This is a genomic window from Streptomyces sp. NPDC057002 (genome assembly GCF_042673825.1).
Classification (GTDB): Bacteria; Actinomycetota; Actinomycetes; order Streptomycetales; family Streptomycetaceae; genus Streptomyces.
In genome coordinates this window covers 260,115-273,781 of sequence record NZ_JBHURZ010000006.1, presented here as the reverse complement: position 1 = coordinate 273,781, position 13,667 = coordinate 260,115, and the positions used below count along the sequence as shown (strand labels likewise).

Here is a 13,667-nt window from a genome sequence, read left to right as displayed (position 1 = left end):
ACGGATCTGACGGCTAGCGTTCCGCAGGGCGGACCACCTCGGCCCTGCCGCCCGACCGGCCGCAGCCCCACGCCAGGAGCCTTCTCTCCGCTGCCCGCCACCGACCGCATCCAAGGAGTTCCCATGGCATGGCCTTCTCTCGCGTCCCAAGGGCGCACGTCCCCCACCGGCCCGAGCGGGTCACCGACCACGGCACCCCAGGAGCAGACGCACGACCGGTGGGCGGACCAGGTGCGCGCCGCCTGTGCCCGGCATCCGCTCGGTCTCCCCGACGCCGGTCCTTCGGCTCCTGGAGACGCGGGTACGGTGCGCTCGACGACGCTGCCGCTCGAGGAGAGCCTGACCGACGCCGTGCGCGACACCGCCCGTCGGCACGCCACCACGCCGCACACGGTGGGACTCGCCGCGCTCGCCGTGGTCCTGGCCCGCCGCGACGGCACCGCCCCGGCCGTGATCGACACCTGCACCGAGGACTCCGCCGAGGCCGTCCCGGTGCTGGCGCGGATACCGGCCGGAGCCACCCGCTCCGCCCTGCTCACCGAGATCCGGCGCTCCTGCGAGGAGAGCGCGGCGCGGCGCTCCGGGCGACCGGACCTGCCTGCCCGGCGCGTGCTGTTCCGCCACACGGCCGCCGGCTCGCCCCCGGCGGCGGTCCCTTCCGGCATCGGACACGAGCTGACGACCGGCCTCAGGGAGCACGACGGCGCCGCCGAGCTCACGGCCGAGTACGACGGCTCCCGGTACGCCGAGGCGGACATCCGGCGCTTCCTCACAGAGGTGCGTACGGTGCTGAGCGCGCTGACCGCCGCCGAGGACCGTCTGCTGGACGACATCCCCCTGGTCGTCGGCGCCGAGCGGGAAGAGCTGCTCGCCCTGGGCCGCGGCGCCCTCCTCACCGAAGCGGAGCCGGAGCCGGTGGACGTGTCGGTGCGGCGGCTCGCCGCCGAGATCCCGGGAGACGTGGCGGTCGTGTCCGGCACGGGCCGGATCGACTACGCCGGGCTCGACGCGTGGGCGGGGGCCGTGAGCGGGCGGCTCCAGGACCTCGGAGTCGTCCCGGGCGACCGGGTCGGCGTACTCGCGGAACCCTCCGTCGCGATGGTCGCGGGCGTGCTGGGCATCCTGCGCACGGGCGCCGCCTACGTGCCGGTGGATCCCTCCCATCCCGACGAGCGGGTGGCGGCGGTGTTCTCCGACGCCTCGGTGGCCGCCGTGGTCACCACCGGCGGACTTCAGCCGCGCGCCGCGACCCTCGGCCTGCGGACCGTGGACGCCGAAGACGCCGAGGACGCCGCAGACGCCGAGGCGAACACGGCACACCCGGCACGATCCCAGCCCGGACCCATGGCCCGCGCGGCACACGACGCGGCCTACCTGATCTACACCTCCGGCACCACGGGCGAGCCGAAGGGCGTGGTCGTCGAACACGGTCAGCTGGCTGCCTCGACCCTGGCCAGGCGCACCGTCTACCCGGGCAGGCCGGTGTTCCTGCTGGTGTCCCCGCTCGCCTTCGACTCCTCCGTGGCGGGGCTGTGGGGCACGCTCACAGCGGGCGGCCGGCTGGTGGTCGCGCGGCCCGACGAGGTACGCGACCCGGAACGGCTGGTGGCCCTCGTGGAGGAGCACGGCGTGACCCACCTGCTGTGTGTGCCCTCCTTGCACGGTGTGCTGCTGGACGCGGCCCAACGTCTGGGCGCCCATCGGCTGCGCTCGCTGACCACCGTGACGGTGGCGGGTGAGCCGATGCCGGAGAGCCTGCCCGGACGGCACTTCGGCGTGCTCGGCGACGAGGTCTCGCTCGTCAACGAGTACGGGCCGACCGAGACGACGGTCTGGGCCAGCTACCGGCGCGTCAGCCGCATCGCGCGCCCGGACATCGGAGGACCGGTGCCGGGAGCCGCGCTCTACGTCCTGGACGACCGGCAGCGCCTGCTGCCCCGGGGAGTGACCGGCGAACTCGTCATCGGCGGCGCCGGAGTCGCCCGCGGCTACTTCGGCAGGCACGACGCCACGGAACGCGCCTTCGTCCCCGACACCTTCGCCGGCACCGGGGCGCGCATGTACCGCACGGGCGACTTCGTCCGCTGGAGCGCCGAGGGGACGCTGGAGTTCCTGGGCCGTCGGGACCACCAGGTCAAGATCCGCGGGCACCGGGTCGAACTCGGCTCGGTGGAGGCGGCGTTGGGCCGTGTCGCCGAGGTCCGCGACGCCGTCGTCGTCCCGGACGGCACCCGCACCTCACTCGTCGCCTTCGTCCTCGCGCCGCCCGGCACCGAGCCGGAGCGCCTCCGCGCGGCGCTGGCGGGGACGCTGCCGCCCGCCCTGCTCCCCTCGCGGTTCCGGATCCTCGACTCCTTCCCGCGCACCGTCAACGGCAAGGCCGACCGGGCGGCACTCGCCGCCACGGCCGCGCAGCCGCCCCCCGCCACGGTCACCCCCGCCGCCGCGGACCTGACGGCGCGCGTCGCCGCCGCCTGGGCCGAGGTGCTGGGTATTTCGGACGTGCCCCCGGCAGTCAACTTCTTCGACCTCGGCGGGCATTCGCTGCTGATGTTCAGGCTCCAGGACGCCCTGGAGGCGCATACGGGCGTACGCCCCTCCCCCGTCGACCTGTTCCGGCACACCACGGTCACCGCCCAGGCCGGCCTGGTCCGTGACAGCGGCGGCACCGACGGCTCCGTCGTCCCGCAGCCGCGTGGCCGGGACCGGCGCAGCCTGGCCCTCGAGGCCCGCAGGAAGCGCGCGTCCCGTCTGGAGGAGGCCAGGTGACCGCGGCGCAGCGGACCATGACACGCGACCGCTCGCTGGACATCGCCGTCACCGGGATGACGGGGCGGTTCCCCGGGGCGACCGACATCGCGTCCCTGTGGGCTTCCGTACTGGGCGGCGAGGTGCTGACCACCCGGTTCGGCACCGAGGAGCTGGCGGCGGCCGGCGTGCCGCACCAGCTCTCCGCCGCCCCCGACTACGTGCCCGTCCACGGGGCGCTCGCCGACCCCTACCGTTTCGAGCACGAGCTGTTCGGCATCAGCCCGCGGGAAGCCGAGCTGATGGACCCACAACACAGGCTGATGCTGGAGGCCGCCTGGGCCGCGCTGGAGGACGCCGGCTGCGCGCCGAACGCCCCCGGCCCGACCACGGGCGTGTACGCCTCCGCGAGCAGCAGCGGCTATCTGCGCGCCATGCTCACCTCCGGCACGCTGGACCACGCCGGTGTCGAGCAGGCGCTGCGCGCCAACGAGCCCGACTACATGGCCACCCGCATCGCCTACCGGCTCGGTCTGACCGGCCCCGCGCTCAGCGTGCTGACGGCCTGTTCGTCGTCCCTGGTGGCGGTGCACCTGGCGGTGCAGTCGCTGCTCCAGGGCGAGTGCGACCAGGCCGTCGTGGTCGCCGCCGCGGTCGGCCACCCACAGGCCGGCTACCTCCACGTGCCCGGTGGCATCCTCTCGGCCCACGGCAGCTGCCGGCCGTTCGACGCCGAAGCCGACGGCACGCTGGGCGGCTCGGGCGTCGCCGCCGTCGTACTGCGCCGCTACGAGGACGCGCTCAAGGACGGCGCACCGGTGCACGGCGTGATTCTCGGCTCCGCGGTGAACAACGACGGTGCGGCCAAGGCGGGTTACCAGGCCCCGTCCGCCGAGGGCCAGGAAGCGGTGATCCGGGCGGCGATGTCCGCCGCGGACGTGCCGGGCGACTCGGTGGGCTACCTGGAGGCGCACGCCACCGGGACCCGAATCGGCGACCCCATCGAGTGGTCGGCCGCGACCGCCGCATACCGCGGGATCGGTGCCTGCCCGGGGCAGATCGCGGTGGGCGCGGTCAAGGCCAACATCGGGCACCTGGACGCCGCTTCCGGACTGGTCTCCCTGGTGAAAGCGCTGCTCGTCCTCAGAGAGGGCAAGGTGCCACCGGTGGCCGGCTTCCACAGCCGTAACCCCCTGCTGGACGACGGGTCACCGCTGACCGTGCCGACGGCCGCCCGCGACTGGGACGGCCCCGAGCCGCGCCGCGCCGGGGTCAGCTCCTTCGGCATCGGCGGCACGAACGCCCATGTGGTCCTCGAACAGCCCCCGGCGCGTCCGGCGCCCCAGGGGCCGACACCTCCGGCCGACCGTCTCCTGGTGCTGTCCGCCGCGAGCCCCCGCGCCCTGCGCGACTCGGCCCGCCGTCTGGCCGCCGCGCTCACCCGGGTCGAGGACGGCGCGTCGGTCGTCGACACCGCCCATACCCTCGCGGCCGGGCGGGCGACGCTCCCGCACCGGCTCGCGGTCACCGGTCGCGAGCCGGCGGAGGTGGCCAGGCGGCTGACGGAAGCGGCCGATCGCGTCCTCGACAAGGCGGCGCCGTCCGGCCGACGGGCTTCGGGGCCGGTTCCGGTCGTCTTCCTGCTGCCGGGCCAGGGCAGCCAGTACCCGGGCATGGCCCGTCCGTTCGCCCAGGTGCTTCCGGGCTTCGCCGCCGTACTGGAGGAATGCCTGCGGGCGTTCGGCCCGGACCTGGAGCGACGGCTGAGGCCGGCGCTCCACGACCCGGATCACCCGGTGACCGCGACGACCCGGACCGAACTCGCCCAGCCCATGCTGTTCGCGGTCGAGTACGCGGCGGCACAGGCCCTGCGGGAACTGGGTGTTGAACCCGTGGCCCTGGCGGGTCACAGCCTCGGCGAGATCACCGCCGCATGCCTGGCCGGTGCCCTGGACCTGCCCTCCGCAGCGGCCTTCGTCGCGGCCCGCGGGCGCGCGATGCAGAGCTGCCCGCCGGGTGCCATGCTCGCCGTGGCAGTGAGCGAACGGCAGGCCGAGGCCCTGCTGGCGCAGGCCGCACCGCACATCGGGGGCGAGCTGGAGATCGCGGCGGTCAACACACCCGACAGCTGCGTCGTCGCGGGCCAGACGGCCCGGGTCGAGGCGTTCCGCACCTGGCTCGCCGACCGCGTCCCGACGCGCCGCCTGCACACCAGCCACGCCTTCCACACCTCCCTGCTCGCCCCCGCAGTGGACGAGGTCAGCAGGGCGGCCGGGAACCTGCGCACGGGCCCCGCCAGGATTCCGTATGTCTCCAACGTCACGGGACAACTCATCATGCCCGGAAGCCGCATCGATCCCGCGTCGCTGGTGGCGCAGATGCGTGCCAGGGTGCTGTTCGGCCCCGGCCTGGACGAGCTGGCCGAACGGTTCCCGCAGGCGATCGCTCTCGAGGTCGGTCCCGGACGGGCCCTGTCGCCTGCCGCCGAGACGGCCGGACTGACGGCCGTACCCTTGTCGCCGGGACGCGGACGGCACCCGGTCGAGGAGATGCTGGGAGCTCTCGGTGACCTGTGGTCGGCCGGCGCGGCGGTCGACGTGACACCGCTGTGCGCGTCCGGCCGGCTGACGCGACTGCCGTCCTACCCGTTCCATGGCCCGGCCCTGATCGCACCGGAGGCGTCGGCCACCGCCGGGACGGCCAAGGCGACCCCCGTGCGGCAGTCCGTCCCGCCGGCCCCCCACCTCCTCGTGGCCGCCCTCTGGCAGGAGTACCTGGGCCACCCGGACCTCCCCCTGGACGCCGACTTCTTCGACTGGGGCGGTGACTCGCTGCTGATCACGCGGCTGGCCCGCCGCATCGCGCAGGATCTCGGCGTCCAGGCCTCCCCTCGCGACCTGATGGCGGCCCGCACCCTGGCAGGGCAGACCCAGCTGGTGGCGGCCCTCGTGCGGGCCGCGGGCCCTGCCGGCCAGGAGGAGCCCCGATGACCTGGCTGCACTGCCCGCGCCCCCGCCCGTACGCCCGGCAGCGCCTGGTCTGCTTCCCGCACGCCGGCGGCTCCGCCTCCTTCTTCCGCGGCTGGGGGCCCGCGCTGCCCTCGGTGGAGGTCCATACGGTCTGCTACCCGGGTCGTGCCGCGCGCATCGGCGATCCGCCACCGACCGACCTGACGGCGATGGCCGAGGAGATCGCCGCGGCCGTCGAGCCGCTGACGGGCGACGATCTGCCGGTGGCGCTCTTCGGCCACAGCATGGGGTCGGTCGTCGCGTTGGAGACCGCGCGGCTGCTCCAGGCACGGGGAGCCGGACCGTCGCACCTGTACGCCTCCGGCTCCCGCGGCCCGCGCCTGAGCCGCGTGGGGCCGGAAGGCTCAGCCGACGTGTACGACGATCCGGACGCGGTCACCGCGGAGCTGCTGGCCCTCGGCGGCACGGATGCCGAACTCCTGGCCGACCCGGACTTCCGGGACCTCGTCCTGCCGTACGTCCTGGGCGACTTCCGCATGTTCGACGCCTACCAGTACTGCCCGGAGCCACGGCTGACCTGCCCCGTCACCGCGATCGTGGGAGACGCGGACCCGCAGGTGAGCACCGTCCAGTCCGAGGCCTGGCACGAGGTGACGGACGGTCCGTTCCGGCACCTGACCGTGCCGGGCGACCACTTCTACCTCGCGCACGAACCGCCCTTCGCCCTGCTCACCGGAACGGGAGTCCCGACATGACCCAGGCCACCGACACCCTCGCCGCAGAGGCCCGCTACCGGCCCGTCCTGGAGAACCAGTCCAAGAGTCCCACGCTGAGGGACATCTACCAGCAGGCCTACGGCGCCGACCACCCGCAGGACATCGACCCCTTCGGCTTCGTGACTCGCACCGAACTCCGATACATATCAGCCCAGTTGGAGCTGGCACCCGGGGGCAGGCTCGTCGACCTGGGGTGCGGACGCGGCGGTCCGGGCATGTGGCTGGCCCGGGAAGCGGGATCCGAACTGGTCGGCATCGACATCGCTCCCGAGGGTGTGGCCGAGGCCCGCTCCCGGGTGGCCGAGTTCGGCCTGCGGGACCGGGCCCGCTTCACGGCGGCGAGCCTCACCGGGACCGGCGAGGCCGACGACACGTTCGACGCCGCCGTCAGCATCGACGTCCTGTGGATGATCACGGACAAGGTGGCCGCGTTCCACGAGATCGCCCGCGTTCTGCGCCCCGGCGGCCGGCTCGTCTTCAGCACCTGGCAGCCGGAGTACCTGGACTACGGCTGGTTCCTGGAAGCCGCCGGCCTTACCGAGGTGAACCGGCTGCACGTGGAGGGCTGGCGGGAGCGGCAGATCGCCGTCTACGAGGAGATCCTGCGGAGACGCGACACTCTGGCCGAGGAACTCGGCGATGCGGCCGCGGCGGTTCTGTTCGACGAGGCCACGGAGACGCCTGCCCTGCTGCCGACCACACAACGCATCATCGTGACCGCGACACGCACCGGGTGACGGGGAAGGAAAAACACCGAAGGGGCCGCCGGACTGTCGAAGCTCCTGCCGCGGATGCGGGACGGCACACGTCAGCGCCCCCGACCGGCGTTGAGCCGCGCCGCCTGCCGCGTCAGATGGTCGCGTTCGGCGAGGTTGGGCGCCAGCCGGGCCGCCTCGGCGTACAGCCGTGCCGCCGTGGCCAGGTCGCCGTCACGCTCGTGGAGGTACGCCGCCACCGCGGCATGGCGCGGAAGCGAAGAGTCGACCGCCGCGAGGGCGGCCAGCCCGGCGCGCGGTCCGTCGGCCTCCCCTACGGCGACCGCACGGTTGAGCCGGACGACCGGGCTGTCGGTGAGGCGGGCGAGCTCGTCGTACCACTCGACGATCTGCACCCAGTCGGTCTCCTCGGCGGTGGGCGCGTCGGCGTGCAGGGCCGCGATGGCGGCCTGGGCCTGGAACTCGCCCAGCCGGTCGCGGGCGAGGGCCGCCTGGAGGATCCCGACGCCCTCGGCGATCGCCGCGGTGTCCCACCGGCCCCGGTCCTGCTCGGCGAGCGGCACCAGGCTGCCGTCGGACGCGGTCCGGGCGGCACGCCGGGCGTGGTGGAGCAGCATGAGGGCGAGCAGCCCGGCCACCTCGGGGTGGTCGATCACGGCCGCGAGCTGCCGGGTGAGCCGGATGGCCTCCGCGGCGAGGTCGACGTCGCCGGAGTAGCCCTCGTTGAAGACGAGGTAGAGGACGCGCAGGACGGTGGCCACGTCCCCGGGCTGGTCGAACCGCACACCGGAGACCGTGCGCTTGCCCCGGCTGATGCGCTGCGCCATGGTCGCCTCGGGTACGAGGTAGGCCTCGGCGATCTGCCGGGTGGTGAGGCCGCCGACGGCGCGCAGTGTGAGCGCGACCGCCGATGCCGGGGTCAGTGACGGGTGGGCGCACAGGAAGTACAGCTGGAGGGTGTCGTCCGCCGCGGGCGCCGGCCCGGGCGCCGGTTCCTCCTCGACGCGGTCCTCACGCCGGCGGCGTGCGCTGTCGGCGCGTGTCGCGTCGAGGAACTTGCGCCAGGCCACGGTGACCAGCCAGCCCTTGGCATCTCGCGGCGGGTCGGCCGGCCAGACGCGGAGCGCCTCGACCAGGGCGTCCTGCACGGCGTCCTCGGCCGCCGCGAAGTCGGCTCCGCGGCGGACGAGGACGGTGAGCACCCTCGGCGTGAGGCTCCTGAGCAGGGCCTCGTCCATCGGTGGCGTCATTCCGTGATGGTGGGCTGCACGCCGTAGAACGGGCGCACCTCAAGCCACTCGTGGATGGGCTTGCCGCCCGCACCGGGGGCGGCGGACAACTCCCCGGCCAGCTCGACCGCGCGCTCGTAGCTGTCGACGTCGATGATCATCCAGCCGGCGATGAGGTCCTTGGTCTCGGCGAACGGTCCGTCGGTGACCGGCGGGCGCCCCTCACCGTCGTAGCGGACCCACGCTCCCTCGGGGGCGAGCGCCTGGCCGTCGACGAACTCGCCGGTCTTCTCCAGGCGGGCCGCGAAGTCGTTCATGTACTGCATGTGTGCCGAGATCTCCTCGGGGCTCCACTGGTCCATCGGCACGTTGTTGACCGGAGCCGGGGCGCCTCGGTAGTGCTTCAGCAGCAGGTACTTGGCCATGATGGTTCTCCTCGGTGCTCGTGCGACCCATTGTGGTCGCGTTCACACCGGGGACGGAGCCGGACGCGGGTTCTCGACATCCCCGTCCGACTTTTTTTCGGGCCCTCTGGAATGAGGCCTCACACCGTCGCCGCCAGGCCCTCCGACCGCCGCCGGATCACCAGCGCCATCAGCGCCGCCACCGCGCACAGCGCCCCCGACGCGTACCAGACCACGTCGTACGAGCCGAACGTGTCGCGGGCGACTCCGCCGAGGAAGGCGACCAGGGCGGCGCCCACCTGGTGGGAGGCGAGGACCCAGCCGAAGACGATCGCGCTGTCCTCGCCGTACTGCTCGCGGCACAGGGCGAGGGTGGGCGGGACGGTGGCGACCCAGTCGAGGCCGTAGAAGACGATGAAGAAGATCATCGGCGGGTGGACCGAGGGCGCCAGCAGCAGGGGGAGGAACAGGAGCGAGACGCCCCGCAGGGCGTAATAGACCGCGAGCAGGCGGCGCGCGTCGAAGCGGTCCGTGAACCAGCCGGAGGCGATCGTGCCGACGACGTCGAAGATCCCGATGACGGCGAGCAGCGAGGCCGCGGCCGTGATGGGCATGCCGTGGTCGTGGGACGCGGGCACGAAGTGGGTCTGGATCAGGCCGTTGGTGGAGGCGCCGCAGATCGCGAAGGTGCCGGCGAGCAGCCAGAACGGGCCGGTGCGGGCGGCCGAGAACAGGATGGACACGGCGCGGCGCGCGGCCCCGGTCACCGGGGCCGGCTTCGGCACGAACTCGGTCGCGCCGTACGGCTTCTGGCCGACGTCGGCCGGGTGGTCGTGCAACAGGAGCCACACGAACGGCACGACCGCGAGCGCCGCGAGCGCGACCGTCACGGCCGCCGGACGCCAGTCGTACCGGTCGATGATCCAGGACAGCAACGGCAGGAAGATCAGCTGGCCCGAGGCCGACGCGGCGGTGAGGATGCCGCTGACCAGGCCGCGCCGCTCGGTGAACCAGCGGTTGGTGACGGTCGCCGCGAAGGCCAGCGCCATGGAGCCGGAGCCGAGGCCGACCAGCAGGCCCCAGCACAGCATCAGCTGCCAGGCCGCCGTCATCCACACCGTCAGGCCCGAACCGAGCGCGATCACCGTCAGGGCGACCGCGACCACCCGGCGGATGCCGAAGCGGTCCATCAGGGCCGCGGCGAACGGGGCCGTCAGACCGTACAGCGCGAGATTGACGGAGACCGCGGCGCCGATCGTGCCGCGCGACCAGTCGAACTCGCTGTGCAGGGGGTCGATGAGCAGACCCGGTACGGAACGGAAGGCCGCGGCGCCGATGATCGTCACGAAGGTGACAGCGGCGACGAACCAGGCGCGGTGCACACGCCCGCGGTTCGGTTTCGACGGCTGCTCCACGACTGCGGGGGCTTGGCTTGTCTGTGTCACGTCATAGAGCTTCCGATCCGCGCCCGGGACGCAGCGAGTGGCCCGAAAGACAGTATTCGCTAGGATCGGGCCATGGCAGCGAGCGCAGCACACCCCGGCTTCCGCCCCCACCGCGTCGTCGTCCTCGCCCTGGACGGACTGCTCCCCTTCGAACTGGGCATCCCGCACCGCATCTTCGGCCGCCCCAAGGACTCGAAGGGCCGGCACCTGTACGAGGTCGTGACCTGCTCGGTCCGGCCGCCCGGCCCGGTCGTGACGGACGCCGACTTCGACATCCACGTCGCCCATGGCCCCGAGGCCCTGGCCACCGCGGACACGGTGATCGTCCCGGCGTCGTACGAACTCGGCCCGGTCTACGAGGAGGGCGTGCTGACCGCCGAACTCGCCGCCGCCCTCGCCCACCTCCGGCCCGGCACCCGGCTGGCCTCCATCTGCACCGGCGTCTACGTCCTCGCCGCCGCCGGCCTGCTCGACGGCCGCCCCGCCACCACCCACTGGGCCGACTCCGAACGCCTCCAGCGGCTCTTCCCACAGGTCGACGTCGACCCGGACGTGCTGTTCATCGACGACGGCGACGTGCTGACCTCCGCGGGCGTCGCGGCCGGAATCGACCTGTGCCTGCACATGGTGCGCCGCGACCACGGCGCCGCCGTCGCCAACGAAGTGGCCCGCCGTACGGTCGTACCGCCCCACCGCGACGGCGGGCAGGCGCAGTACATCGAGCGGCCGGTGCCCGATCCGCAGCAGGCCTCCACCACCGCCGCCCGCGCCTGGGCCCTGGGCCGCCTCCACGAGCCGATCCAGCTGCGCGACATGGCCGCCCAGGAGTCCATGTCGGTCCGCACCTTCACCCGCCGCTTCCGCGAGGAGACCGGCGTCAGCCCGGGCCAGTGGCTCACCCAGCAGCGCGTGGAACGGGCCCGGCATCTGCTGGAGTCCACCGACCGCTCCGTCGACCAGGTGGCCCACGACGCCGGGTTCGGCACGGCACAGTCGATGCGCCAGCACCTCCAGACGGCACTCGGCGTCACACCCACCGCCTACCGGCGGACCTTCCGGGCCGGGGAAGGCAAGACGCCTGAAGTCCCTCAGGGCACCTCAGAACGTGAGCCCGAGGGCGATCAGAACGTGAGCACCCCCCGCGCCACCCGCCCCGCCTCCGCATCCGCCGCCGCCCTCTCGAACTCCTCGACCGGATAGGTCCGGGTGACGAGTTCGTCGAGCAGCAGCCGGCCCTCGCGATACAGGCCGGCGTACAGGGCGATGTCGCGCTGCGGGCGGGAGGAGCCGTAGCGGCAGCCCAGGACGGACTTGTCGAGGTACATCGACGAGACGCGGAAGGACGCCTCGGCGGTGGCCGGGGGCACGCCGAGGAGGATCGCCTGGCCGTGCCGGTCCAGCGCGTCGATCGCCTGGCGGATCAGCTCCACCCGGCCGACGCACTCGAAGGCGTGGTCCGCGCCGGTGGGCAGGACACTCCGCACGCCCTCGGTCGAGGTGAGGAAGTCGGTCGCTCCGAAACGCCGCGCCACCTCCTCCTTCGCCGGGTTGGCGTCGACGGCCACGATCCGCAGGGCGCCCGCGAGCCGCGCCCCCTGCAACACGTTCAGCCCGATGCCGCCCGTCCCGATCACCAGCACGCTGTCGCCCCGGTCCACCCGCGCCCGGTTCAGCACGGCGCCCACCCCCGTCAGCACCCCGCAGCCGATCAGCGCCGCCGACGCCATGGGAATGTCCTCGGGGATGCGGACGGCCTGCACGGCCTTCACCACCGTGCGCTCCGCGAAGGCCGAGTTCGACGCGAACTGGTACACCGGCAGGCCGTCGTGGCGGAACGGCCGGCCAGGGCGCCCGATCGCCCCCCGGCACATCGTGGGCCGCCCCCGGTCGCACTCCGCGCACGTCCCGCAGCTGGCCAGGGTGGACAGCGCGACATGGTCACCGGGCGCCACATGGGTGACGCCCACACCCACCGCCTCCACGACCCCGGCCCCCTCATGGCCCAGCACCACAGGAACCGGGAAGGGTATGGTCCCGTCCACCACCGACAGATCGCTGTGGCACAGCCCGGCCGCCCGGATCGCGACCCGCACCTCCCCCGGCCCCGGCTCCCGCACCTCCAGATCCGTCACGACCCGGACCTGCTTCCCGTCGAAGATCACGCCTCGCATCACACGGCTCCCTTGGGCTCCCTGGGCAGGCCGAGCACACGCTCGGCGATGATCGTGCGCTGGATCTGGTCCGAGCCGCCGTAGATGGTGTCGGCCCGGGAGAACAGGAACAGGTGCTGTGCCGCGTCCAGTTCGTACGGCGCCGAGGCAGACCAGTCGGCGGGACCCACCCCCGCCGCCGCACCCCGCACCAGCACCGCCAGCTCCCCCAGCCGCTGATGCCAGCCGGCCCACAGCAGCTTCGCCACGCTCGGCACCCCCGCGTCGCCCGAACCGCCCAGTGTGCGCAGGGCGTTCCAGCGCATGGTGCGCAGTTCGGCCCACTGCCGCACGAGCCGCTCCCGTACGACGGGATCCCGCACCGCCCCCGACTCCTCGGCCGCCCGCACGACACCCTCCAACTCCTGGGCGAACCCGATCTGCTGGGCCAGCGTGGACACCCCCCGCTCGAAGCCGAGCAGGCTCATGGCGACGCGCCAGCCGTCGCCCTCGCCCCCGACGACCTGCTCCGCGTGCGCGCCGTCGAAGAACACCTCGTTGAAGTCGCTGGTGCCGGTCAGCTGCCGGATGGGACGGACCTCGATACGGCCCGGCTGGTCCATGGGGACGAGAAGGAAGGTCAGCCCGTGGTGCCTCCGGGACCCGGCCTCGGTACGGGCGAGCACGAAACACCAGTCGGCCTCGTGCGCGAGCGACGTCCAGATCTTCTGCCCCGTGACGCGATACCCACGGCCGCCCTCCTCGCGTACGGCCGCGGTACGGACCCCGGCCAGGTCCGAACCGGCACCGGGTTCGCTGTAGCCCTGGCACCAGAGTTCGTCACCGGCGGCGATCGGAGGCAGGAAGCGGGCCTTCTGCTCCTCGGTGCCGTGCGCTATGAGCGTGGGCGCGAGCAGGTTCTCCCCGATGTGCCCGGAACGCGGAGGCGCCCCCGACCGCGCGTACTCCTCGGCCCAGACGACCTGCTGAGTGAGACCGGCCCGCCGATTCCCGTACCCCTCCACCCCCCACCCGAGCCCGATCCACCCGGCTGCTCCCAGGGTGCGTTCCCATACACGTCGGTCGCTCGCACCCGTGGCATGCGCCGCGAGCCATTCACGAACCTCGGCACGAAAGCCCTCGTCTTCACGCGCGAACCCAAAGTCCACAATCGCCGCCTCGCTGTCAATGTGCGGTGGAGTGACGCCCTCAAGGGGCGCGGGGAACTGC

General features: G+C 73.4%; 10 protein-coding genes. 5 read left to right on the top strand and 5 right to left on the bottom strand.

Annotated elements, in window-relative coordinates; all coding sequences use genetic code 11:
• Window positions 1-123: 123 nt before the first annotated feature.
• The 4 genes from ACFT32_RS29465 to ACFT32_RS29450 are packed head-to-tail and all read left to right on the top strand — an operon-like array spanning window position 124 to window position 7,230.
• Entirely contained in the window at window positions 124-2,769 is a 2,646-nt protein-coding gene (locus tag ACFT32_RS29465) for an amino acid adenylation domain-containing protein (protein WP_382495324.1), read from the top strand.
• Complete coding sequence (locus tag ACFT32_RS29460; protein ID WP_382495323.1) at window positions 2,766-5,738, top strand: type I polyketide synthase; 2,973 nt, start codon at window positions 2,766-2,768, stop codon at window positions 5,736-5,738. The genes ACFT32_RS29465 and ACFT32_RS29460 overlap by 4 nt, the downstream gene beginning before the upstream one ends.
• Window positions 5,735-6,472: a thioesterase II family protein gene (locus tag ACFT32_RS29455; protein ID WP_382495321.1), complete on the top strand. Its 738-nt coding sequence runs from the start codon at window positions 5,735-5,737 to the stop codon at window positions 6,470-6,472. The genes ACFT32_RS29460 and ACFT32_RS29455 overlap by 4 nt, the downstream gene beginning before the upstream one ends.
• Entirely contained in the window at window positions 6,469-7,230 is a 762-nt protein-coding gene (locus tag ACFT32_RS29450; protein ID WP_382495319.1) for a class I SAM-dependent methyltransferase, read from the top strand. Before ACFT32_RS29455 ends, ACFT32_RS29450 begins: the two co-directional genes overlap by 4 nt.
• Before the next feature lie 71 nt (window positions 7,231-7,301).
• Here the strand turns inward: ACFT32_RS29450 and ACFT32_RS29445 are convergent, their stop codons facing one another.
• From ACFT32_RS29445 to ACFT32_RS29435, 3 genes are all read right to left on the bottom strand, one after another.
• The gene (locus ACFT32_RS29445) at window positions 7,302-8,447 is read right to left on the bottom strand and encodes an RNA polymerase sigma factor (RefSeq protein WP_382495919.1); all 1,146 of its coding nucleotides are present in this window, start codon (window positions 8,445-8,447) and stop codon (window positions 7,302-7,304) included.
• Between the two features lie 8 nt (window positions 8,448-8,455).
• Window positions 8,456-8,863: a YciI family protein gene (locus tag ACFT32_RS29440; RefSeq protein WP_382495317.1), complete on the bottom strand. Its 408-nt coding sequence runs from the start codon at window positions 8,861-8,863 to the stop codon at window positions 8,456-8,458.
• Between the two features lie 119 nt (window positions 8,864-8,982).
• Window positions 8,983-10,287, bottom strand: coding sequence for an MFS transporter (locus ACFT32_RS29435; RefSeq protein WP_382495315.1), 1,305 nt, complete (start codon window positions 10,285-10,287; stop codon window positions 8,983-8,985).
• A 72-nt stretch (window positions 10,288-10,359) separates the two neighbouring features.
• Between ACFT32_RS29435 and ACFT32_RS29430 the strand changes: the two genes are divergently transcribed.
• The gene (locus ACFT32_RS29430) at window positions 10,360-11,487 is read left to right on the top strand and encodes a GlxA family transcriptional regulator (RefSeq protein ID WP_382495313.1); all 1,128 of its coding nucleotides are present in this window, start codon (window positions 10,360-10,362) and stop codon (window positions 11,485-11,487) included.
• On the opposite strand, the gene ACFT32_RS29425 is transcribed toward ACFT32_RS29430, so the two are convergent.
• Together ACFT32_RS29425 and ACFT32_RS29420 are read right to left on the bottom strand one after the other, a co-directional pair.
• Window positions 11,409-12,458, bottom strand: a complete 1,050-nt coding sequence (locus ACFT32_RS29425) for an alcohol dehydrogenase catalytic domain-containing protein (RefSeq protein ID WP_382495311.1) — start codon at window positions 12,456-12,458, stop codon at window positions 11,409-11,411. The genes ACFT32_RS29430 and ACFT32_RS29425 overlap by 79 nt on opposite strands.
• A complete protein-coding gene (locus tag ACFT32_RS29420) occupies window positions 12,458-13,606 on the bottom strand; it encodes an acyl-CoA dehydrogenase family protein (protein WP_382495309.1) in 1,149 nt (382 codons plus the stop codon). Before ACFT32_RS29420 ends, ACFT32_RS29425 begins: the two co-directional genes overlap by 1 nt.
• Window positions 13,607-13,667: the final 61 nt, after the last annotated feature.